Source organism: Neobacillus sp. D3-1R, from assembly GCF_052180215.1.
Classification (GTDB): domain Bacteria; phylum Bacillota; class Bacilli; order Bacillales; family Cytobacillaceae; genus Pseudoneobacillus.
The window spans coordinates 902,676-924,609 of record NZ_CP197471.1 but is presented as its reverse complement, the minus strand read 5'-3'; the positions used below and the strand labels follow the sequence as shown (position 1 = coordinate 924,609).

Below are 21,934 nucleotides of genomic sequence, written 5' to 3'. Positions count from 1 at the left end.
ATTTAACTAACTAAAGATATGATAATATGAAATTATAATGAAGGATAGGAGATGAAGGAAAATTGCAAAAAGATTTGATTAAAAGACTGACATCCTATGTAGTGGTGGATACACAATCGAACGATGAAAGTGAAACATGCCCTTCCACCCCAGGTCAATTAACATTGGCTGGAATGCTTGTAGATGAACTAAAAGCAATTGGTATGACAGAAGTAACAATGGATGAAAACGGTTATGTGATGGCCACTCTTCCTTCTAATACGGAAAAAGGAGTTCCAACCATTGGCTTTTTGGCCCATGTAGATACGGCAACGGACTTTACTGGAAAGAACGTCAAGCCACAAGTCGTTGAAAACTATGACGGTGAAAACATCGTTTTAAATGAGGAATTACATATCGTCCTAACAACAAAGGACTTCCCGCAAATGGAAAACTATAAAGGTCATACCTTAATCACTACTGACGGTACTACACTTCTTGGGGCAGACAATAAAGCAGGAATTGCTGAAATCATGACGGCAATGGAATATTTAATCCAACATCCTGAAATAAAGCATGGAAAAATAAGAGTCGCTTTTACTCCTGATGAAGAAATCGGCAGAGGTCCTCACAAATTTGATGTAGCAGCCTTCGGGGCTAATTTTGCCTATACCATGGATGGCGGCCCACTCGGGGAACTTGAATATGAAAGCTTTAATGCAGCTGGTGCTAAATTAACATTTAAAGGTAGCAATATTCATCCAGGTACTGCTAAAGGAAAAATGGTCAACTCTGCCAAAATAGCAATGGAATTTCATAGCAAACTTCCTGCAGAAGAAGCACCTGAATATACAGAAGGATATGAAGGTTTTTATCATTTAGGTTCTTTTCAAGGTGATGTCGAGAAAACAACTTTATCCTACATTATCCGTGATTTTGATAAACAAAACTTTGAAGCACGTAAAGCAAAAATCGAAAGCATCGTAAATGAATTACGTACAAAATATGGCCAGGATAATATTTTGCTTGATATGAAAGATCAATATTACAACATGAAAGAAAAAATAGAACCGGTTAAGGAAATTGTCGACATCGTAGAGGAAGCGATGATAAAGTTAGACATTAAACCAATCTTTAAGCCTATTCGTGGCGGCACGGATGGTTCTCAACTTTCTTACATGGGACTTCCAACTCCAAACATCTTCACTGGTGGTGAAAATTATCACGGAAAGTATGAATTTATCTCCGTTGATAATATGGAAAAAGCGACAAATGTTATTATCGAAGTGGTTCAACTTTTTGAAAAAAGAGCGTAAGAAATAGAGGTCTCCACTCAAGTGGGGACTTTTTTTGTTGATGTTTCTTGTTATTTTTGAAGTTTTGAAATTTATGATATTATAAAAATCAATTAAATATTTTTTCTGAACATTATCGAAAATACTGAAGGAAGATGTTTATGATAAATTTGGTTATCGAAAACTTACGAAACGAATTATATGAAAATACAAACATATCAAGTTTAACTTCTAGAGAAACTCTACAAATAAGCCAGCAGCTAAACCAATTTTTAAATTACCAAGGCCGAACAACTATGTCCACATCCGAAGTAGATTATTCACAATCCAGTGTTCATTCAAATGCAATTTTAAACATTTTAGAAGTAGCAGAAAAAGAAAAATTGGATTTGAATTCTCTTATTGAAACCAAAATTAATCGATCACAGAAATGGTACGATATTAATCTGGTCAATTTATTGCTAGATACCGTTGAAAAAAATTACGGTTTGGATGCTGTAGAATATATGGGTGAGTTTGTTCCTGAGAAATGTATCTTTCCTGATTCTATAAAGGATTTTAAGAGCTCATTGGAAAACCTAACCCAAATTTATTGTTTAAATCATAAATCCAAGGTTTATATTGGAGAATATTTACCATATATGCTGACCACTAATGAGCTGCATATGTTTTGCTATACTCCCCACTATCATAGCGCTTTTAATCACGGTATCATAAAAGGACTATCCAAAAGATTTAATCACTCTCTAAAGCTTTCAATTATGGAAAAAGATCATGGTGGTCAATTTAAAATTCGATTATAAATCAAAAAGGGAACTCATCCGAGCTCCCTTTTTGATTTGTTTTAAAATTCCTCCTTCTTTGTACAGATATGTTCATTATAAAAGGTTGCGACTGAGGCAGTAACGTATGGAGTTAGCCATAGTAAACCGATTCCTAGTGTAAATAAGCAAAGAATTGCCCAGCCAAGAAAGCTTATATACAAAATTAAATATTTCCATTTGTAGCCCTTCATCCGCTTTTTACTTTCTGAAATGGCTTCAAGCACCGAATACTCTGGATGATCTTTTAATATGAAAAAAGTTTGTGAATAAGAAATAGCTTTTATGATGCCAGGAATAATCAATAATAAGGACCATAAAAAGACAAATATCCCCATTAAGAAGGATGCACCTATTAATTTAAAGGAGGTTGTTCCATCCTTATAAACAGAAAATACTTTCTCGATTGAAACATTTTCGGATCTAATGACTCCTAGATAAAACCAATAAGTGGATACAGACAGTGGAATCACGGCTAGGGACACCAAAATATTAATTAAATCAGCTGCAATTGGAGTTTCCTTTTGATACCACCAATTAGAGAATCCCCCACTTATAAATACCTCCACTAAATAAGGAAAAATAGTGGTAATGAGATAGACTAGTAATGTCAATTGAACGGCCAATCCCCATTTACCTTTCAATGCCCTTCTTGCTGTTCTTTTTATCTCTACAATGGACATACATGATCACTCTCCTTTGGTGTAAACTCTTTTCTATGTATACGTACAAAATGACATGTTAGCATCGAAATTTTTACTTTTAATAAAACTAAAACTTTTGTCCTGTTAATTGGAATTTTTTTCATTCAGTACCTTGCAATATTCAGTACTGTGTTATATGATAATACTTGTGGGAAAATTTGTTATTTTTTCACATTACTACTATACATTAGTCAGTACTAAACATGATAAGGTAACTGATAAAAACTAGGAGGTTAATTCCTTGAATGTTCAATTTAAAAAAGGGGTTCTCGAGCTCTGTGTACTGCTCCTTATTTCTAAAAAGGACCAATACGGATATGAATTAGCCCAAAATATATCCAATAAGATTGAAGTGGCGGAAGGAACCCTTTATCCATTGCTTAGAAGGCTAACAAAAGATGACTATTTAACAACATACTTAGCAGAGTCGACAGAAGGACCTCCAAGAAAATACTATTCTTTAACCCATCTAGGTAAAGAATATATGAATCTTTTGGTTGAAGAATGGAAGCAGTTTTCAACTGCTGTAAATCAATTTATAGAGGAGGGAATTGGAAATGATGCAAAATGAGTTTTTAACTAAATTGGAAGAATTATTAAGTAGAGTCCCTGAACTAGATCGTAAAGAAATGCTTTATGACTATCAGGAACATTTTGAAATTGGCTTAGCCAATGGGAAGAGCCAAAGAGAATTAATGGAAGAGTTAGGTGACCCTCATGTTATAGCCCGGGATTTGTTAGCTGAATACCGAATTGGAAGAACTGAAAAAGAAAAGGAAACGGAAACGGATGAAGTAAAGGATAAGCCTTCAACAAATATATTTCGATCTATTATTGCTGGGGTTAGTTTAAGTTTATTTAATCTCATTTTTATAATTGGACCTGTCGCTGGTCTATTTGGAGCTTATGTTGCTCTATGTGCGGTTTCATTTGCATTAACAGTACTACCCTTAGTGATCCTAACCTCCTATTTTCTAGGATATAGTTATGAAACCTTTGCTGTTAATTTCTTTGTGTCGCTTACAGCAATTAGTTTAGGTTTGTTAATGAGTATCGGTATGATTCAGCTCGGCAAACTTTGCTCAAGGGTGATTCTTCGATATATCAAATTCAATGTAAAAGTAATCAAAGGAGGTCAAGCGGCATGAAAAAACTAATCTACAGCTTGTTAGTATTATTTATTATTGGAGTAATAGGAACTTTAGTATCTGTCAGTGCCTCCGGCGGGTTTTCATTAGACACATATGATGTGAGTGACCAAGCAGTAATTAATAATACTGATATCTCTGAAATTGAAATGGACTTATCTTCTACTGATATATCTATGCATCCAACCGAGGATGAAAAAATCACTGTAGATTTTAACGGAAAAATAAGCAAGAAATTGAAAAATAAAATCACATTGGATGTACAAGAAAAAGGCAACAGGCTAAAAATCGGCTTAAAAGGGGAAGACCAAGTTAAATTAAATATTGGGGTATTAATCATTGATACCCAAGTGGATGTTTATTTACCGAATAAAGTTTATGATTCTTTAAAAATTGATAATTCATCTGGCGATATTGAAATGAAGGATTTAAATGTAAAGGAATTATCACTTGAAACAAGCTCTGGTGACATCATTCTTCATAACGTGAAAAGTAACAGTCATTTATTCCACACCTCTTCTGGAGAAATGAATCTTTCAAATGTTATAGGGGATTTGACACTTGAAAGTTCTTCTGGTGATATTTTTATCCAAAATGAACAAGCATCCGGTAATATTAACGCGAACACTAGCAGTGGAGATATTTCTGTTGAATTTCAGAAGGAACCGAAATCATTAAGCATCAATTTTGGTGCAAGCTCTGGCGAAGCTGATGTTACATTAAATGATGTGAATTATGAGGTGAAGTCAGAACATCAAGTAATTGGTAAAATTGGCTTAGGAGAATATAAAGTGAATGCTCACACTTCTTCTGGTGATTTTTATTTAAAATAAGATCTGTCCTAAAGCCTTTCAAAAAATCAAATAAAGAATGGCAGCTTACATCGGCTACCATTCTTTATTTTCTACTATTTTAATTTCACTTTTACCTTTCCTTCGATCCAAGCTGGGAAGAAGCTAATTTCGAATGATAAAGGGCCCTTTTGATTTTTCAGATTAGCTATTTGAACTCCAAACTCCTTCTCAATCTCCTGTTCCCCTATGCCACTAAAATAGGATGTTTCAGGATGAATTTCAGTTCCATTTCCATCCATAATTTTTCCGAAAACAAAATACGGGAAATCCTCACCATTTTTCATCGTAAAATCAAGATGGTCACCACTCACCTTAACACTTTTTAATATTTCACCTTTTGGTTGCTTCAGAATTTGTTGTTTTTCCGTGTCTACAACTACATATTTTTCAGCCTTATCAATAGCTTGCAATTTATCCATAACAAGATACAATTCCTTTGGTTTTCGGAAATAATTGCTTTGAAGATAAATAATCTCTTCGTCATCAGAGATTCTAGAGGCAGAAGTACCGTTTGTATTCTTGTTCCATGCCTCACCATTTTCATCCACAAGTCTTAAGTCCTTAAACTCTAGTATTTTCTTCGTATTATTCGGATCCATTTTTAGATGTACCGCTACTCTTAAGGGCTGTACTGTTGCTGTTAAAAACGTCATTTTTTGCCCTTCAATCTCAACCGTTTTATTAATTTGATACGTTTTTTTCGTTTGCATTTCTTTGTTAAGTGTAAAAGGAATAGTATAGCTGGACTCAATATCCCCTTTTAACTGTAAGTTAAGCTTATATTCCCCTAATTTGATAGGCTTTTTGAAGAAGTAATCTAGCGTTCCGTGATATGACCTTTCCCCTTCTTGCGAAAAGTGGGAAGACCCATATGATATAGATGACAAATCTAATTTCTCTCCATTTAAGCTTTCAATAATTGCTTTATCGATGTACAGCTCCTTCACTTTTTCATTTGATTCTAATGTGTAGAAAAGCACCATTCCACTTTCATCTGCAATGGCTCCATCAATCGTTACTTTTAATCCTTTATTTTCTTCAAAAGCTCCGATAGGCTGATAGTAATCATTTTCGATTGCTGACATCATTCCTTTGTCATAACGAATTAACTCTACTACTTTTTCCATTCCAGGAATCACCGTAATATAATCAGCAAATGCTGGTGACATTCGAATGGAAGTGAAAAAACCTATTAATAAGATGGCAGCTGCAGTCAAACTATACATCCATTTTTTTCGACTAGGTTTCCGTTTTTCTTCTACCTTCGCTTTTTGAAACCCAGCTAAAATCGCCTGGTCCAATGATTCTATCGATATCGGTATTTGGTCATACATTTTTTTATACTCATTTAATTTTTCTTCTTCATTTTTAAACATGGAAGTTCCCGCCCTTCTCTTCTAGCTTTCCACGAAGTGACTTTAGCGCTTTGTTGAGCCAAGTTTTTACTGTACCTTCTGGGCACTGCATCGAGCTGGCTATATCCTTAATTTTCAAATCATGAAAATATTTAAGCGTTAAGATTTCACGCGAACGCTCATCAAGGCTTAACATTGCATCCTTTATTTCCAGTTCCGCATGATTTTCGGCAGTACCCTGGGTCTGGATCATTTCGTTATCTACTATTACTCTCTTATTTCTTTTTAATTGGTCATTACAATAATTAATCATGATTCGAATGAGCCAAGTTTTAAAATAAGAAGTTTCCCGAACGGTGTGAATATTTTTATAGGCACGATACGTAACCTCCTGTATCGCTTCCAAGGCATCTCCCTCATTTCGAAAAAATGAAAGTGCCGCCTTATATAAATCAATCTTGTAAATATGAATCAGTTCTAAAAACGCTTCATCGTTCCCTTGAATCGCTTTTCGAACTAGTTGCTCATCAGTATTCATATCATCGCCCCCCTTACTTCCCTATGGTTGTATCTATTAGACATCCAAGTTGGAAAAAAGTTTTGTTATGTGAAAATTTTTTTATTTATTTCCATTATATTTATTTACCAAATAATGATAAAATGGTTTCTTGTAAATCAATCACTTATATAACTAACATAGAATTGCATTGAAATGGGATTAGGAGAGGAATGTACATGTTAAAAAAAGGTTTTATGGTGTTCGGAATTGCGTTAGTCCTACTAGTGGTAGGGTTTGTTGCTATGTTTGTTTTTTCTTCATCTTTTAACCCTAATAAATATGAAGGCAGTACATCTGAAAAAATTGCACAGTATATGGATGATAAAGGTGAAACTTTTCAAGGAACTGTGCTAGTTACAAAAGGTGAGGATACTATTTTTGAAGAAAGCTATGGATGGGCAGACAAAAAGAAAAAAATCAAAAATGATGTTCAAACTCAATATCAAATTGGCTCCATTACCAAATCCTTCACATCTGCAGCCATCTTAATGCTTGAAGAAGAAGGAAAGTTAAAAACGAGTGATACCATTGATCAATACCTCCCAAAGTTTCCAAGAGGGAATGAAATAACCATTCATCAACTATTGACTCATACTTCGGGAATCTATAATTACACGTCTGGTAATTTTAATCAGAAAAAAAAAGTATCACCTGAAGAGATTGTTCATTGGTTTGAAAATGAAGAACTAGATTTTGAACCTGGGAAAAAGTTTTCCTATTCTAACTCTAACTACATCTTACTAGGCTTGATTATCGAAAAGGTATCCGGTATTCCTTACGAACAATTTTTAGAAAAAAATATCCTTAAACCTGTTAATCTGAACATGACAACAGCAAATCGTAATGAAGCTGAGGGGCTTGCTGTTGGCTATAAAGGGACTAAAAAAGACACGTTAATGGATAACAGTATTCCATATGCTGCAGGAATGCTCATTTCTACCGTTGGCGATTTAGATGCTTATATCAAAGCCATCCATAAAGGAAACCTATTAAATGAAGAATCCCAAAAGGAATTATTTCGTCCAGAAAAGGAAGATTATGCTTACGGCTGGATGAACAAGGAAGTATTAGGGGAAAGAGTTCATATGCATAACGGGGGAATTAACGGATTCCGTTCTATTATGGAGTATTATCCCGAAAAAGATTATACAGTTATTGTCCTAAGTAACAATGTCATGACCAATGTTGACAGTATGGCTCTAGACCTTTCAGCTATTTTATTGAATAAAAAAGTAAATGTTTTCAATAGATATTAGGAAAAAGGATGGTGTAGTTCATTTGCACCATCCTTTTTATTTATTTTCTGACGGTGTTATAACTGAATGTTGATTTCAATGTGTTTGAAAAATAGACGGAAAAATTCCTTTTATTTTGAGAAATACCCATATTTCCTTTAAAATAAGGGGAGTTTTTCCGGTTATCCTATCCAAACCTTTGGGTTTCTGTTGTATTTAGAGCCGTTAAGCGGAATTTCTCCGCTTATATCTACTTCTTTAACTTCCTCTATATACATTAGCCGGAATTTCTCCGCCTATTAATTCATACCTACACGAAAATCAACAATGAATAATAACAAAGCCTATTTTTTTAAACTTGCAGGTAGCTCATCAATTAGTTTTTCCGCTGCTCTTCTATACATATTACTAATATTAGCTAAGGAGGCGATCATTAAAATTTGTTCTAATAAAGGATCATCCATATTCCCAATTCCCTCATTTACTTCTTCAGCATGAAGCTTTAATTCCTCATAAAAACTCTCAGCATTTTTAGTATGAATGGTTAGGTAACTATTATAGAACGCTTCTAAATCAATTTCTTCCTTTTCAATTTTGACATTAATACCATCAAGAGTTGACTTAATATCACCAATCGAAAGAGCTCCTTTTAGCTGATAAATTAAACTTATTAGGATCAGGTGCTCTTTCGAATACTTTTTATTTTTAATAGGGAAAAATAACTTTCCTTTTGCATAGTTATTAATCATCGTCTTCGTTAATACTTTTTCATCCTCATTTCGCTTAGAACGACTGAATTTATTTTCAAATAGTTGTATCACTTGGTCCATATACAAATCTATTTCCGGAATATCGTCTAAGTGAAGATTATGGTTTAAGCCCAGTTCTTCCATCCATTCTTGTAAATTTTTCATTACATTACCCTCTGTTTTCTTTCAAGATTATTTCTATTATAACGAATTAAATTATGATTGACTAGGTTCTGTTATCTATGTATCATTATATGTAGTATTAAAAACTACATAAAGGAGTGTTGATATGAATACTTATATTCGAGAGCCAATTAATGGACTCACCCATTTAGTCGGAGCCATTTTATCCTTCATTGCTTTACTAGCTATGGTCATCAAAACTTCGATGACGACTGGTTCACCGCTAGCCATTACAGCTGTTATTATTTTTGGCCTTAGTATGATTTTACTTTACTCTGCATCGGCCACCTATCATATGGTGATGGCACGAGACAAAGTGATTGCTTTTTTGAGAAGACTTGATCATTCCATGATTTTTATCTTAATTGCAGGAACTTACACTCCTTTTTGTCTCATAAGCTTAAAAGGGATAACAGGTTGGATTTTATTTTCATTAGTAACGACAATTGCTGTTTCAGGTGTCATTTTTAAGCTCGTTTGGTTTCATTGCCCAAGATGGCTATCAACCTCTCTTTATATTGGAATGGGATGGTTAATTATCTTTTTTGCGGCACCTCTATCAGAAAATTTAAGCCCTCAAGGTCTTTTCCTACTTATTCTTGGAGGCGTTTTATATACAATTGGTGGCGTCATTTATGGAACAAAACCGAAATTTTTAGAATTAAAATATATGGGCTTTCATGAAATCTTTCATATTTTCATTATGCTTGGAACCTTAGCACATTTCTTGTCTGTCTTTTTATATGTAATATAATAGACAGAAGAACTGCATGAAAATAGGAGGAACGGATTTGGCAGAGCATAGATTTCTTTTGAAGGCTAATTGGCCAGGATTACGTAATGATGTGGGAGACATTGAAACAGGCCATTTAAAAACAAAGGTCTCGATACCACCTGAGATGGATGGACCCGGTATCGGAACAAATCCTGATGAAATGCTCCTTGGGGCAGCTGCAACTTGTTATATTATCACTTTAGCTGCGATGATGGAAAGAAGTCGTTTAGAAAAGGATCAGTTAACCATGACGTCTGAAGGTATCGTGGATGTAACAAAAGGTGTTATTACGTATAAAAAAATTATTCATCGTCCGCATATCATTCTTAAACATGATTCATCGAAAAAGGATTTGCAATTAGCTGAAAAGCTGGCTAGAAAAGCAGAATCATCCTGCATGATTAGCCGTGCTATTAAGGGAAATGTGGAAGTCGAATTACATGCGACGATCGTAGTGAGTCTTAAAAATAAGCAGGAGTAGTTTCTAAATGGAAACTACTCCTTTTTTGCCTTTCTATAATAGTAAAATGTTTTAATACTGAACCTTCTGGATACGATTATCCAACTGATAAGTAAACGGATTTGGAAGTGATTTAAAATAATCCACCAGCGCATCCAAATCAACTGGTCCTATCACTTTATTTTGTGCTTGAGTAAATACCGTGAATCCATCTCCTCCACCTGCAAGGAAGGCATTAGCCGTTACCGTATAGGTTTGATTAGGGTCTATCGCAGTTCCATCTGGAAGGAGAATATTTAATACTTTTTGTCCAATAGGTAAGTTAGCATCCCATGTATAGGTAAATCCTGATATTTGAAGCATATTAGTTTTTGTGGTGCTCCATTGCTGATTTAAAACATCCCGGATTTGCTGACCTGTCATGGTCATTTTCACAAGGTCATTATTAAATGGCTGAACCGTGTAAATTTCTCCCCACGTAATGTCCCCAGGATTGATATCAGCACGAATGCCTCCAGGATTCATCAGCGCAATATCCGTTTTCATCACCGCCCTTTGTGCATCGGCAATTAAATCACCCATGACTGATTCGCCATTTGCATTTTGCATAGCAGTTAGATTTGAAGTAGTGGAACCTACTACTCTATTTACAATAGGTTCCACTTTCGCTTCGTATTTTTCAATCATCTGTTTAATTTCTGGATCTGGATTCATTCCTTCTTGGAAGGTGGTGACAATTTCAGCATTTTTGGAGACAATATCCTTTGTTTTTGGATCGATTTGGATATCAACATCCGAAAAAGCTGTACCGTACGAATAAGATTGTACCACTAATTTTTTATCAAACGTTGCATTCATATAAGCATGGTTGTGACCACCAAAAATAATATCTACTTCATCATCGACACCATTTGCAATCCTAACTAGGTCGCCTGTTGGATTTTCCCCATTTACACCTGAGGTTCCTGGGTTATGGGCTAATACTATGATGGATTTCACACCTTGTTTTTTTAACTCTGATGCATAACGGTTTACAGCTTCTACTTCGTCTGTAAACTTCAATCCAGCAACACCGCTTGGTACAACAACAGTTGGTGTTTCAGTTGTCACCACTCCAATAAAGCCAATTGGCATACCGTTTACTTTTAAAACTTTATAAGGTGGTAAGATTGTTTTACCCGACTTTTCATCGATTACATTTGCGACCACCCAGGGAAAGTTAGCACCAGCAAAGTTCCCTGTTTTTTCATGCGTTCCCCCGTTAATTAACCGAAGTAATTCCTTTACCCCTTCATCAAATTCGTGATTCCCTACCGTTCCAATTTTAAAACCAAGTTTATTAAGGATTTCTATCGTAGGCTCATCTTGTAAAAGAGCTGAAACAGGTGGACTTGCCCCTACCATATCCCCTGCCTGTACAAGTAATGTATTCGCATTTTCTGCTGCCCTTTGCTTTAAATAAGCTGCTAAAATGTCCACACGTCCGGCAGGTTTACCAGCGACTTTTCTAGTAACATTTAATTGACCGTGTAAATCATTTATTCCCAATAGTTGCACTTGAATAAAACGGTTGTTGGCCGCAGGTGGCTGTTTCTTTTCTTTACGTAATTCTAATTCTGGACGATTGGAAATATGACCATGGTATTCTTCAGATAACCCTTGATCATCAATTGACGTATTTGTTTGGTTTTGGTTGTCATATTGATTTTGAGCATTATTTGTTCTTAAAAGATTAACCTTATTCATTTCACCTTCTGTATTACCAACCCGTCTTAGTCCCTGACTATCTCCATTATTTTGACCAAGTTTTGATGCACCTTGATTCCCTGTACAGCCAATTAAACTCAAAATAGCTAGAGAAATAAAGACTTTATAAAACCATTTCATAACCTACCTCCTATTGCAGTCATTACTAACATTGGTATTTTTTGTGTCACAAGATAGAATTATTCAGTCCCTAAGACCCCACTAAAATTTGTAAAAAAGTTTTCCACCACGCCTTTACAATGTAACAGTGTTATGTTACATTGTTTTCATAGGAAGGTGAACGTAAAATGGTTAATGATTTAATTTCTAAAAAGGATTTATTAGATTTGACTGGTATTTCTTATGGTCAGCTTTATAGATGGAAACGGAAGAATTTAATTCCTGAGGACTGGTTCATACGAAAGTCAACATTCACAGGCCAAGAAACCTTTTTTCCAAAAGAAAAAATCTTAGAACGAATTGAAAAAATTCAATCGATGAAAGAAAATCTATCTTTAGATGAATTGGCTGATATGTTCTCTCCTTCTCTTGGAGATGTCCAATTAAATCCTGAAGAACTTTTAAAACGTAACATTGTTTCAAAACCTGTTCTCGACTTTTATTTAACCCATTATGGAGACATACAAGAATTCACTTTTGAGCGTATTTTAGAGCTCTTTATTTTAGAAAAACTTCTTCAGTCTGGAGAAATCAACCTTGAAGAAGGCAAAATGGTCTTGCAAGTTCTAAATGACCATTACAAAGAAGGGCAATCCACACACACCCAGTTACTATTTATTCGCAAACTTGGAATCTCTTCTTGTTTAATGGTCTCTAATGAAGAAAGTTTATACTTTGAAAAAGGCACTCGAGTCGTCGTTGTTCAATCGATTGCAACATGCACAGAAGAATTAAAAAGCAGATTACTGTAAGGAGGAGAAACAATGGTTACAGATAATAAATTAGGCGATTTGATGATAAATGGTTTTGGCAGTGCAAGCGGCGGTGAATTTGACCAGGTTAGTATTAATGGAAAAGGAACGGTCAATGGAGATCTGCAATGCCATCTTTTTGAATGTAATGGTTCTGGGGCTGTTAATGGCGATATAAAGAGTGAAAAGGTGAAGATTAGTGGGAACGCCAAAATAAATGGTAAAGTCTATACTTCTGATTTAAAGGTTGAAGGTCGAGGAGTCATTAAAGGTAATGTTCTTATGAGTAAAATGGTCGTTTCCGGCACTACATCTGTCGATGGGAATGTAAAAGGTGAAGACCTGAAAGTCCAGGGAAAGATTGTGGTGGATGGCGATTGTGAGGTTGAAGCCTTTAAGGCAGAAGGTCAGTTTAAAGTTGAAGGACTTTTAAGTGCAGAAACCATTGAAATTTATACGTACGGAGAATCGAAAGCTAAGGAAATTGGCGGCCAGACGATTAAAGTAAAGGAAAAATCGAACTTCCTTCTTAATCTTATAAAAACAGTTAAATCTGTACAACTAGAGGCCGATCTTATTGAGGGAGATCATATTACATTAGAAAATACAAAAGCCCAAGTGGTTCGTGGAAATCACATTATCATTGGTCAAAATTGCGAAATCGCACTTGTGGAATATAAAGATACCTTTAAAACAGAAAAAAATGGCTATGTAAAAGAAAATAGACAAATCTAGTGTCGGGGATGAGGGAGAAAAATGGCAGAAAAACGAAATCTAGTTATTAATGGTTCCGGAAGCTCTGGTGGAGGATCCTTTCATAAAATTAATATCCGTGGTGAAGGAACGATTACCACAGACTTTGATTGTGAGAGTTTTAAAACATTTGGTTCTAGTGATATATTAAAAAACGGCAAAGCCAATAAATTTGAAATTTTTGGTGAAACCGAGATTCACGGAAATCTTGAAAGCCAGCAAATGAAAATCTTTGGAACCACGGAAGTAGATGGTTATGCTCATGTAGGTAAAGCAAAAGTATGGGGAACGCTTGAGGTAGGAAACCGTTTTTATGGTGAAGAAGCTGATATAAAAGGCAGCCTTTCTGTAAAGGGAGACGCGGAGTTCGAAACATTTCGTTCATCAGGTGCTTTTGATATTAAAGGATTATTAAATGCTGGGACTATTGAAGTGAATGTACGTTTTGGACAGAGTTCTGCCAATGAAATAGGCGGAGATAAAATTACCGTAAAGAAAAAGCTTTCGTTCTTTCCATTTTTGAAAGGTGAAGGTTCTCTACATGTTAAGGTGATCGAGGGTGATGATATTTTTCTAGAAAATACAATAGCTGATATTGTACGGGGAAATAACGTTCAAATCGGCTCAGGCTGCGATATTAAAATGGTTGAATACAAAAATAGCTATAAGGTTCACCCTGATTCCAAAGTTACTGAGTATAAACAAATGAGCTAGATGCCTATATTGGCGTCTAGCTTTTTTTCGCCTACTTCTTACATAATTCTTATCTGATAGTGGGAAAATGTAGAAAAAGCTATTTAGAGAGGTTTCTATGTTTAAAAAAAGAATCAATAAGCTAATGGATAAATTGAAAATGGATGAGCAATATAGTGAACAATCTTCATTGAAAGATATCAATTTAAAGGAACAAATCATTGATTCTAGCTTAGAAAAAAATATTGAAACATTCCAGTTCCTTTATTCCATTCCAACTAATACGGATGTTAAAATTCGTCAGATTAAAATGAGCGGTTTTCCGAAAAAAGTAGCCATCTTGTATATCAGTTCCATTATTGATACCAAAATTATTGAAGATAACGTGATAAAAGCTTTACAACAAAATAACGACCCTTCAGCTAGGATCGAAAATATTATATCAGCGGAATCTGTAAACATTTTACAAAAAATAGAGGATATCTTAAAGGAAATTAACAAAGGAAGTGCAGCTCTTTTTGTGGAAGGTGAAGCAGAAGCATATTTGATTGGTGCTGCCAACTTCCAAGGTAGAAGTATAGAAAAACCTGAAAACGAAGTATCTCTTAAAGGCCCAAAAGAAGCTTTTAATGAAAAAGCGATGACCAATATTTCGCTTATCAGAAAAAAAATCAAAAATGAAAACCTTGTTGTAGAATCTACGACCATTTCAAAACGCTCAAAAAATGAGCTATATATTGTGTATATAAAAGATTTAGTGAACAATGAGCTTTTACAGAATGTGAAAGATAAGGTAAACAGTTTTGATATAGATGCCATCCAAAATCTTTCAATCTTGGAAGAACTGATAGATGAACGACCAAGGTCTCTTTTCCCAACGATATTATATACAGAGCGTCCAGACCGTGCTACTCATTACATTGAGGATAGTTTTATTGTATTACTGATGGAAAACTCGCCTGGTGCGTTAATTTTACCAGCCACCTTTTGGTCTTTTTATCATTCATCCGATGATCGCTATCTTCGTTTTTTATATGGCAATTTCACTCGTTTTATTCGTATACTCGCTTTATTTATCACATTATTTACATCTGCCATTTATGTAGCGATAACAAATTTTCATGCTGAAATGGTCCCTGCTGACCTTCTCTTAGCGATATCTGCAAATAGAGAAAAGGTTCCTTTTCCCTCATTTATAGAAGTGCTCATGATGGAAACAGCGTTTGAATTAATTAGAGAAGCTGGTTTAAGGGTGCCAAACCCTATTGGACCAACGATTGGGATAGTGGGAGCCCTTATTCTGGGTCAGGCTGCTGTACAGGCTAATATTGTAAGTCCAATTGTGGTTATTGTTGTCGCTTTAGGTGGGTTAAGCTCTTTTGCAGTCGGAGATATCAGTATGAATTTTGCTATAAGGTTGAGTAGATTTTTTATCATATTTTCAGCCGGGGTATTTGGTATTTATGGTATGACAGCCATCTTTACATTGGCTCTATTTTATTTTGTTTCCTTAAAATCCTTTGGTGTTCCATATTTAGCTCCAATGACTCCTAAATACATATCTTCACAAGATACGATTTTTAGAAAAATTATTAAAAACGAAAGATTTAGACCAGGATACTTAAAACCAAAGGATATCGAGAAAAAAGCGGGAGACACAAAATGAATCAATCAGGTGGAAAAATTGGAATAAAAGAATACGTAGCATTGGTCACTCTCGTAATCGGGACAAAATTAGCGGATAATACTCCTGCCATTCTATATGAGAAAATGGATAATGCAGCTTGGATGTCCCCTATCATTATTGGGATAAGTTCCATTATACCCATCTATTTTCTATTAAAGGTACTATCTTTATATCCAGATAAAGGTTTAATGGAAGTGTTCAAACATCTCTGCGGAAAATATATCGGTTACTTGATTGTACTGGTTTTATGGCTGATTGGTTCCTTTGCCATTATTATTGATTCTGCCATTTATACTGATATTATTGGAACAATGTACTTTACCAAAACACCAACACTCATCCTTTATCTAATCCTTATGGGTGTTAGTGCATATGGCGCTAAAAAAGGATTAGAACAAATTGGCTCAGTTGCCTGGTCGGTTATTTTTTATATAAAAATAACTTTATTCGTTGCATTAATTTTATCATTTAAGCAGGGAAATATTGATTATCTATTTCCCTTTCTAGGACAAGGTCAATGGGATATTTTGAAGGAAAGTTCACTGAAATTGTCTCTTTTTGCTGAATTTCTTTACTTAGGGATTATTGCTTCAAATATTAAATCATTTAAGTACTTTCGAAAAGGTACATGGATATCACTTATTATGTTAACGATTGAATTACCAGTTGCCATTGCATCTTTTTTAATTCTGTATGATTATGAACCATTAAAATTAGTGAACTACCCTTTCCATGAAACAATTCGGTACTTATCACTTGGCTTTTTATCAAATATTGAAACCTTCTTTTTCCCTTTTTGGTTGATATCAGCCTTTGTTCGCTTTTCTTTCTACTTATATCTATCTGGAATGATGTTTGGCTGGCTTTTTAAAATCAAAAATTTTGAATATGTCATTCCTTCTTTAGCGACTTTATTTATTTTTTTAGGAATGATACCTGAAACTCCAACCTTTCAGATTTACCATGTACGTGATAATTTGCTTACCCTTATCACTCCCTTCTATTTTTTCTTACCTATATTATTGTGGGTGATCGCTAAGTTAAAAGGAGAAACCAAAAATGATAAAAGTGATAGGTAAATCGTTATGTATGATACTTCCTTTACTCCTTATAAGCGGTTGTTGGGATCAAAAGCAGGTGGAAAAAAGGGCCTATGTTTATGCGATTGGTTTAGATAAAGCGGAAAAGGAAAATCGGTTCAAAATTACCTACCTTATTGTGAACCCTGAATACGGTACATTAGCAACAGGAGGAAGTTCTGACGCAAATCCATATGAAATAATCAGCTTCGAAACCCCGGATTTAATCACCTCTAGAAACCTTGCTAATGCAGTAGTGGCTAAGGAAATAACTTACGACTTATTAAAGGTATTTTTAGTATCAGAAGAGCTTGCTAGAGATGAAAATTTTATAAGATGGATTTATGATGCGACGAAGGACCGAGAAATTCGCAGAGATAATTATTTTGTAATAACGAAAGAAAAAGTTACAGATTTTTTAGAGGAGAATGACCCAAAACTAGAAACAAGAATCCAAACCTATTTTAATTTAATACTCGAACGTGGTATTGAAACAGGTATTATCCCCAAATCTGAATTACATAGATTTTTCAAAATAACAGAAGCAGATGCCGATTTATTTTTAGCCATATATGGAACCACTCGAAAGGAAGATGAAGAACAGCAACCTAAAGAAGAGGATGATATTTTGGCTGGCCAATTAAAAACAAAGGGCATCACTAATAAAACACAATTTCTTGGTTCAGCTGTTTTTAAAGAAGGAAAGATGATTGCAAAACTGACTGGGGAAGAAACTAGGATTTCCGTCTTATTAAACGATACACTAGATACCTCAGACATCTTAACGACGTATCCTGATCCTTTTGATGAGCGATTTCAAATTGCAGCGAGAATTGTGAAAAAAAGTCATAACAAAGTAAAGATGAATTTTAAAAATGGCCCAGGAGAAATAGATGTTACCGTCCCTTTAACCGTTGAAATATTGTCTGACCACAGTATGACAAACATTGGAAAAAGTTCACAAAAAAGGGAGCAGTTGAGAAAATTTCTTGAAGAAAAGTTAAGTCAAAAAATGCGAGTCTTTATAAAAAAGACCCAAGAAGAATTTAAAGGTGAGCCCTTTGGTTGGTCATTAATTGCCAGAAAGCAATTCCTAACCATCCCAGAATATGAAAAATTTGATTGGATGAAATCTTATCCAAATATGAAAGTAAATTTAAAAGTGGACGTTCATTTTGGGAAATTTGGAAAGCAAGGTGAAGTGCCTAATCTAAATAAAGTGAGGGATTAATTTGACTGCCTTTACGATTGTGCTAATCATCTTCATCTTTTTTTACACCGCAGGCTACTCTTTACAGCTCTGGAAAGAAAAAAATAAACTAGGCTCTATCTCTGTTTTTATTTTAGCCTTAGCACTTGTTGTGACACCATTCTTTACTGTGCTAAATAAATAAGGTGCCGTTTTTGGCACCTTTTTGTTTTTCTTCCTATTAACCTAGATTAGATTGTGTGACTGGCTGATATTTTCTCATTGGCCCCTTTTTTAAGGCATCTTTTAAATAGGACTCCCCGTTAGGACCCGTTTTCTTTAATAGCTCCATCAAGTATGTAATATCATCCATTGCTCTATGAGTTTGATATTTGGTAATGTTATGAGCCTGCAAGAGAGTTAAAAGTTTACTATTGGTAAAGCCATATTGTTTCCACGGTATACTTCTCATAGTACAATACCATTTTAACTCATTTATTTCTGGATACATTCGATACATAAAACTACGGTCAAATGATGCATTATGAGCAAAAACAGTCTCTGCCAAGTAGAAGTATTTTTTTATTTTCACATCTGGAAAATCCTTTCCACTAACTGCTTCATAAGGAATGCCATGCACTTGGAATGCCCTACTATAATTCCTCTTCGCTGTTGAGGAAATAGGTTCTCTTAAAAAGGAATCCTCTTCCTTTATATCAAGAATTTCTCCTGTATCTTCCCGATAGGAAAACAATTTCATGGCTAATTCGATGATTTCATCTGAATCAGGTCCAAGGCCAGTTGTCTCTACATCCAACATCAAACCTAGCTTTTCATTTATACTCAACACGATCCCCCGCTTATCCATAATAAAATAAGCATATAACAGCTAAGCGGGGAATTCCAGATAAAATAGCTGACTAGCAGCCTCCAATCATTTCCATGTTATTTTTCCATCAATCTTTTCATATAATCTTGTAATTTTCCCTTAAGATCAGGTCTTTTCATGGCAAAATCAATGGAAGCCTGTAAAAAACCGAACTTATCCCCTACATCATACCGATTTCCTTCAATGATATAAGAGAAAATATTTTCGTTGTTTAATAAGATATCTAAAGCTTCTGTAAGCTGAATTTCTCCATTTGAGTCCGGGGTGACACTTTCGAGAATATCAAAGATTGCAGGAGTTAAAATATACCTTCCGATAATGGCTTGAGTGGAAGGTGCCACTTCTGGTTTCGGTTTTTCAATAAGCTTTTTCACTCGAAACATATCGTCAAATGGTTCAGTATAATGGACAATCCCATATTTCTGTACATCTGACCACGGAACCTCTTTACAGCCAAGGATGCTTGAATGGACTTTATGATATTGCATGAGCATTTGTTTGAGGGCTGGAACTTCACTATCGATGATATCGTCACCAAGAAGGACAGCAAAAGGCTCATCTCCTATAAATTTTCTAGCACATAATACGGCATGACCAAGACCTAATGGTTCCTTTTGTCTAACGTAATGGATATCTACCATATTAGAGATACGATGGACCATTTCATGCAGAACATCCTTGCCTGTTTTTCTTAAAAGTAATTCAAGTTCGACAGACTTATCAAAATGATCTTCAATTGCACGTTTATTACGTCCCGTGATAATAATAATATCTTCTATCCCTGATTCAACCGCTTCCTCAATAATATATTGAATCGTAGGCTTATCGACGATCGGCAGCATTTCCTTTGGTTGTGCCTTGGTTGCCGGTAAGAATCGCGTACCTAATCCTGCAGCTGGTATAACCGCTTTTCTAATCAAACTTTTCCCCTCTTCCCTCTTTAGCCAGATTCAGATTACCTCTATATTATTTTATGCAGCTTTAAGGTTGGCCTAGTTCTTTCACATTCAACGAGTAAAATCATTCTTTATAGTTTTAAAAGCAATAAAGTTTTAGAAAAGATCCTTTGTAAAAAATGGATAGTTTGTATTTTAAATGCAAACCTTAAGGAAGAAGTAAGGAAAATCGGGTTTTAGAGGTGTAGAGATTGGGTTTGTTTAAAAACATCACGGAGCAAAAACTTTTATTCTTCGCTTTACTCGGCATTGCTATTTGTCTATCACCACTTTTTATCTTAGGTGAGGACGCTCATATTCGAGTACATGATAATTTAGACTCCAACCTTGCCTGGTATAAAGTTTTAACGAATAGCGGAGAAATAGTTGGGCCGATTGATGCCACTATTCTACAAGTGATAAATGGATTGCCACGAAACGCATTTGGAACTGAATTTAGCTTAATTGTTTGGATCTATGCTCTTTTTCCAACGATGTTAGCTTACGCCATCAGTCAAGCCATTACTCGAGTTGTAGCATTCTTGGGCATGTACCTTCTTCTTAAAAAACACTTCTTAACAAAAGATGAGTATGCCTTTATACGTATTGGTACTTCTCTGGCATTCTCCCTTACGCCCTTTTGGCCATCTGGAATGCTCAGTACACTAGGTATGCCACTGGCCCTTTGGGCTTTTCTAAATATTCGTAATGGCGAAAAAGCATGGACAAACTATTTTGTTCTAACTCTTTTACCCTTTTATTCAAGTATCGTTCTTGGTTTTTTCTTTTTTTTGAGCGCAATGGGAATATTTTGGCTTGTTGATGTCATTCGTGGAAAAGGATGGAACCCCCGTTTCTTTCTATCCATTGCCTATATGACATTGATTTTTTTTATGACTGAATATCGATTGGTTTACTCATTTCTTTTTGACGATGAACCCAATAGTCGAGATGAATATTTTCATGCCAGGCTTACCTTTTGGAGGAGTCTTCGATTAACATGGAAAAACTTTATCTACGGACACCATCATGCAGCAACGATTCATACAGCTGTCATTTTGCCAGTTATCTTCATTGCTCTTTTTTTCGTTATCTATAAAAAAATATGGAAGCAGGAAAGAGTATTTGTCATTTTGTTTTGGCTAAATCTCGCCCTTTCAGCTTGGTATGCCTTTTGGTTTTACAAAGGATGGCTACCTTTAACAGAGAGGTTTCATTTTTTAGATACCTTTAATTTTGCTAGATATCACTTTCTTAGGCCGTTAATTATTTATGTTCTTTTTGCCATTGCCCTTCGGATTATTTGGCTACAAGGTCGAAACTGGCGGAAATGGACAACTATACTAGTTTTAGCACAAGTGACCATTGGCTTCCTAGCAAATGAAGAAATAATTTATCAAAATAAACCTACATTTCGAGAATTCTTTGCTGTCCAGCAATTTAAACAAATTAAAGAACACATTGGGCTGCCACAAGAGGATTATCGGGTAGTAAGCATCGGACTCCACCCTGCTATTGCTCAATATAACGGTTTTTACACTCTTGATACCTATAACAATTTTTATCCTTTAAGCTACAAATATAAATTTCGTCAAATCATCGAAAAAGAACTAGCCAAAAACAAAACCATTCGTACTTATTTTGATACCTGGGGCGGCCGTTGTTACATTTTCACAGCAGAGCTTGGGAAGCATTATATGTTTAAGAAAAAATCCAAAAGGCACTTAAAGAATCTTGAATTAAATTTAATGCCTTTTAAGGAAATGGGCGGAAAATATATTTTCTCTGCTATTCCGATTGAGAATGCTTCTGATAACAACCTCATTTTGGACAAAGTATTTGAGTCAAAATCATCTGCTTGGAAAATTTATCTATATAAAGCGCTATAAGCATTTCAACTAGTGACTAAACATC

23 protein-coding genes are annotated in these 21,934 nt (G+C 35.0%); 16 read left to right on the top strand and 7 right to left on the bottom strand.

Annotated features, from left to right (window positions below):
- The first annotated feature begins 62 nt into the window (after positions 1-62).
- Complete coding sequence (pepT, locus tag ACSBPO_RS04525; protein ID WP_442598893.1) at positions 63-1,295, top strand: peptidase T; 1,233 nt, start codon at positions 63-65, stop codon at positions 1,293-1,295.
- A 140-nt stretch (positions 1,296-1,435) separates the two neighbouring features.
- On the top strand, positions 1,436-2,077 hold the full coding sequence (locus tag ACSBPO_RS04520) for an aspartyl-phosphate phosphatase Spo0E family protein (protein WP_442598892.1): 642 nt from the start codon (positions 1,436-1,438) through the stop codon (positions 2,075-2,077).
- Positions 2,078-2,118: 41 nt separating this feature from the next.
- On the opposite strand, the gene ACSBPO_RS04515 is transcribed toward ACSBPO_RS04520, so the two are convergent.
- On the bottom strand, positions 2,119-2,778 hold the full coding sequence (locus tag ACSBPO_RS04515) for a DUF975 family protein (RefSeq protein WP_442598891.1): 660 nt from the start codon (positions 2,776-2,778) through the stop codon (positions 2,119-2,121).
- 262 nt (positions 2,779-3,040) lie between these two features.
- Here ACSBPO_RS04515 and ACSBPO_RS04510 point away from each other — a divergent pair, with 262 nt between their 5' ends.
- Genes ACSBPO_RS04510 through ACSBPO_RS04500 form a run of 3 tightly spaced genes read left to right on the top strand, consistent with a single transcriptional unit; the run spans position 3,041 to position 4,780 of the window.
- Complete coding sequence (locus tag ACSBPO_RS04510; protein WP_442598890.1) at positions 3,041-3,370, top strand: PadR family transcriptional regulator; 330 nt, start codon at positions 3,041-3,043, stop codon at positions 3,368-3,370.
- Positions 3,357-3,947 (top strand): HAAS signaling domain-containing protein, encoded by a 591-nt coding sequence (locus ACSBPO_RS04505; RefSeq protein ID WP_442598889.1) that lies wholly within the window; start codon positions 3,357-3,359, stop codon positions 3,945-3,947. The genes ACSBPO_RS04510 and ACSBPO_RS04505 overlap by 14 nt, the downstream gene beginning before the upstream one ends.
- Positions 3,944-4,780 (top strand): DUF4097 family beta strand repeat-containing protein, encoded by an 837-nt coding sequence (locus ACSBPO_RS04500; protein ID WP_442598888.1) that lies wholly within the window; start codon positions 3,944-3,946, stop codon positions 4,778-4,780. The genes ACSBPO_RS04505 and ACSBPO_RS04500 overlap by 4 nt, the downstream gene beginning before the upstream one ends.
- 74 nt (positions 4,781-4,854) lie before the next feature.
- Here ACSBPO_RS04500 and ACSBPO_RS04495 read toward each other — a convergent pair whose 3' ends face one another.
- Together ACSBPO_RS04495 and ACSBPO_RS04490 are read right to left on the bottom strand one after the other, a co-directional pair.
- Positions 4,855-6,177 (bottom strand): DUF4179 domain-containing protein, encoded by a 1,323-nt coding sequence (locus ACSBPO_RS04495; protein WP_442598887.1) that lies wholly within the window; start codon positions 6,175-6,177, stop codon positions 4,855-4,857.
- Entirely contained in the window at positions 6,170-6,694 is a 525-nt protein-coding gene (locus ACSBPO_RS04490) for a sigma-70 family RNA polymerase sigma factor (protein ID WP_442598886.1), read from the bottom strand. The genes ACSBPO_RS04495 and ACSBPO_RS04490 overlap by 8 nt, the downstream gene beginning before the upstream one ends.
- Before the next feature lie 197 nt (positions 6,695-6,891).
- Between ACSBPO_RS04490 and ACSBPO_RS04485 the strand changes: the two genes are divergently transcribed.
- A complete protein-coding gene (locus ACSBPO_RS04485) occupies positions 6,892-7,971 on the top strand; it encodes a serine hydrolase domain-containing protein (RefSeq protein WP_442598885.1) in 1,080 nt (359 codons plus the stop codon).
- 323 nt (positions 7,972-8,294) lie between these two features.
- Here ACSBPO_RS04485 and ACSBPO_RS04480 read toward each other — a convergent pair whose 3' ends face one another.
- On the bottom strand, positions 8,295-8,864 hold the full coding sequence (locus ACSBPO_RS04480; RefSeq protein ID WP_442598884.1) for a DUF1836 domain-containing protein: 570 nt from the start codon (positions 8,862-8,864) through the stop codon (positions 8,295-8,297).
- A 124-nt stretch (positions 8,865-8,988) separates the two neighbouring features.
- On the opposite strand from ACSBPO_RS04480, the gene trhA reads away from it, so the two are divergent.
- Together trhA and ACSBPO_RS04470 are read left to right on the top strand one after the other, a co-directional pair.
- Positions 8,989-9,636 carry a PAQR family membrane homeostasis protein TrhA gene (gene trhA / locus ACSBPO_RS04475; RefSeq protein WP_442598883.1) on the top strand — a complete coding sequence of 216 codons (648 nt, stop codon included), beginning with the start codon at positions 8,989-8,991 and terminating at the stop codon, positions 9,634-9,636.
- Between the two features lie 37 nt (positions 9,637-9,673).
- Positions 9,674-10,138, top strand: coding sequence for an OsmC family protein (locus ACSBPO_RS04470; RefSeq protein WP_442598882.1), 465 nt, complete (start codon positions 9,674-9,676; stop codon positions 10,136-10,138).
- Between the two features lie 51 nt (positions 10,139-10,189).
- Here the strand turns inward: ACSBPO_RS04470 and ACSBPO_RS04465 are convergent, their stop codons facing one another.
- Positions 10,190-12,004: a bifunctional metallophosphatase/5'-nucleotidase gene (locus ACSBPO_RS04465; protein WP_442598881.1), complete on the bottom strand. Its 1,815-nt coding sequence runs from the start codon at positions 12,002-12,004 to the stop codon at positions 10,190-10,192.
- A gap of 167 nt (positions 12,005-12,171) precedes the next feature.
- On the opposite strand from ACSBPO_RS04465, the gene ACSBPO_RS04460 reads away from it, so the two are divergent.
- The 7 genes from ACSBPO_RS04460 (at position 12,172) to ACSBPO_RS04430 (ending at position 18,401) form a co-directional block, all read left to right on the top strand.
- Complete coding sequence (locus ACSBPO_RS04460; protein ID WP_442598880.1) at positions 12,172-12,795, top strand: YhbD family protein; 624 nt, start codon at positions 12,172-12,174, stop codon at positions 12,793-12,795.
- 12 nt (positions 12,796-12,807) lie between these two features.
- Complete coding sequence (locus ACSBPO_RS04455; RefSeq protein WP_442598879.1) at positions 12,808-13,530, top strand: polymer-forming cytoskeletal protein; 723 nt, start codon at positions 12,808-12,810, stop codon at positions 13,528-13,530.
- Between the two features lie 21 nt (positions 13,531-13,551).
- Positions 13,552-14,262, top strand: a complete 711-nt coding sequence (locus ACSBPO_RS04450) for a cytoplasmic protein (RefSeq protein WP_442598878.1) — start codon at positions 13,552-13,554, stop codon at positions 14,260-14,262.
- 97 nt (positions 14,263-14,359) lie between these two features.
- Entirely contained in the window at positions 14,360-15,907 is a 1,548-nt protein-coding gene (locus ACSBPO_RS04445; RefSeq protein WP_442598877.1) for a spore germination protein, read from the top strand.
- Entirely contained in the window at positions 15,904-17,007 is a 1,104-nt protein-coding gene (locus tag ACSBPO_RS04440; protein ID WP_442598876.1) for a GerAB/ArcD/ProY family transporter, read from the top strand. Before ACSBPO_RS04445 ends, ACSBPO_RS04440 begins: the two co-directional genes overlap by 4 nt.
- Positions 16,988-18,238: a Ger(x)C family spore germination protein gene (locus tag ACSBPO_RS04435; protein ID WP_442598875.1), complete on the top strand. Its 1,251-nt coding sequence runs from the start codon at positions 16,988-16,990 to the stop codon at positions 18,236-18,238. Before ACSBPO_RS04440 ends, ACSBPO_RS04435 begins: the two co-directional genes overlap by 20 nt.
- A 1-nt stretch (position 18,239) precedes the next feature.
- Positions 18,240-18,401 carry a hypothetical protein gene (locus tag ACSBPO_RS04430; RefSeq protein ID WP_442598874.1) on the top strand — a complete coding sequence of 54 codons (162 nt, stop codon included), beginning with the start codon at positions 18,240-18,242 and terminating at the stop codon, positions 18,399-18,401.
- Between the two features lie 36 nt (positions 18,402-18,437).
- Here ACSBPO_RS04430 and ACSBPO_RS04425 read toward each other — a convergent pair whose 3' ends face one another.
- Both ACSBPO_RS04425 and galU read right to left on the bottom strand, forming a co-directional pair.
- Positions 18,438-19,043 (bottom strand): exonuclease domain-containing protein, encoded by a 606-nt coding sequence (locus ACSBPO_RS04425; RefSeq protein ID WP_442598873.1) that lies wholly within the window; start codon positions 19,041-19,043, stop codon positions 18,438-18,440.
- Between the two features lie 98 nt (positions 19,044-19,141).
- Entirely contained in the window at positions 19,142-20,005 is an 864-nt protein-coding gene (gene galU / locus ACSBPO_RS04420) for a UTP--glucose-1-phosphate uridylyltransferase GalU (RefSeq protein WP_442598872.1), read from the bottom strand.
- A 233-nt stretch (positions 20,006-20,238) separates the two neighbouring features.
- Between galU and ACSBPO_RS04415 the strand changes: the two genes are divergently transcribed.
- Positions 20,239-21,909: a DUF6044 family protein gene (locus tag ACSBPO_RS04415; RefSeq protein WP_442598871.1), complete on the top strand. Its 1,671-nt coding sequence runs from the start codon at positions 20,239-20,241 to the stop codon at positions 21,907-21,909.
- Positions 21,910-21,934 lie beyond the last annotated feature (25 nt).

Coding starts and splice junctions, on each gene's coding strand:
- ACSBPO_RS04465 (WP_442598881.1), bottom strand. CDS start 12,004: ATGAAATGGTTTTATAAAGTCTTTATTTCTCTAGCTATTTTGAGTTTA.
- ACSBPO_RS04520 (WP_442598892.1), top strand. CDS start 1,436: ATGATAAATTTGGTTATCGAAAACTTACGAAACGAATTATATGAAAAT.
- ACSBPO_RS04480 (WP_442598884.1), bottom strand. CDS start 8,864: ATGAAAAATTTACAAGAATGGATGGAAGAACTGGGCTTAAACCATAAT.
- ACSBPO_RS04460 (WP_442598880.1), top strand. CDS start 12,172: ATGGTTAATGATTTAATTTCTAAAAAGGATTTATTAGATTTGACTGGT.
- ACSBPO_RS04450 (WP_442598878.1), top strand. CDS start 13,552: ATGGCAGAAAAACGAAATCTAGTTATTAATGGTTCCGGAAGCTCTGGT.
- ACSBPO_RS04515 (WP_442598891.1), bottom strand. CDS start 2,778: ATGTCCATTGTAGAGATAAAAAGAACAGCAAGAAGGGCATTGAAAGGT.
- ACSBPO_RS04500 (WP_442598888.1), top strand. CDS start 3,944: ATGAAAAAACTAATCTACAGCTTGTTAGTATTATTTATTATTGGAGTA.
- ACSBPO_RS04505 (WP_442598889.1), top strand. CDS start 3,357: ATGATGCAAAATGAGTTTTTAACTAAATTGGAAGAATTATTAAGTAGA.
- ACSBPO_RS04440 (WP_442598876.1), top strand. CDS start 15,904: ATGAATCAATCAGGTGGAAAAATTGGAATAAAAGAATACGTAGCATTG.
- ACSBPO_RS04455 (WP_442598879.1), top strand. CDS start 12,808: ATGGTTACAGATAATAAATTAGGCGATTTGATGATAAATGGTTTTGGC.
- ACSBPO_RS04445 (WP_442598877.1), top strand. CDS start 14,360: ATGTTTAAAAAAAGAATCAATAAGCTAATGGATAAATTGAAAATGGAT.
- ACSBPO_RS04435 (WP_442598875.1), top strand. CDS start 16,988: ATGATAAAAGTGATAGGTAAATCGTTATGTATGATACTTCCTTTACTC.
- ACSBPO_RS04485 (WP_442598885.1), top strand. CDS start 6,892: ATGTTAAAAAAAGGTTTTATGGTGTTCGGAATTGCGTTAGTCCTACTA.
- ACSBPO_RS04490 (WP_442598886.1), bottom strand. CDS start 6,694: ATGAATACTGATGAGCAACTAGTTCGAAAAGCGATTCAAGGGAACGAT.
- ACSBPO_RS04495 (WP_442598887.1), bottom strand. CDS start 6,177: ATGTTTAAAAATGAAGAAGAAAAATTAAATGAGTATAAAAAAATGTAT.
- trhA (WP_442598883.1), top strand. CDS start 8,989: ATGAATACTTATATTCGAGAGCCAATTAATGGACTCACCCATTTAGTC.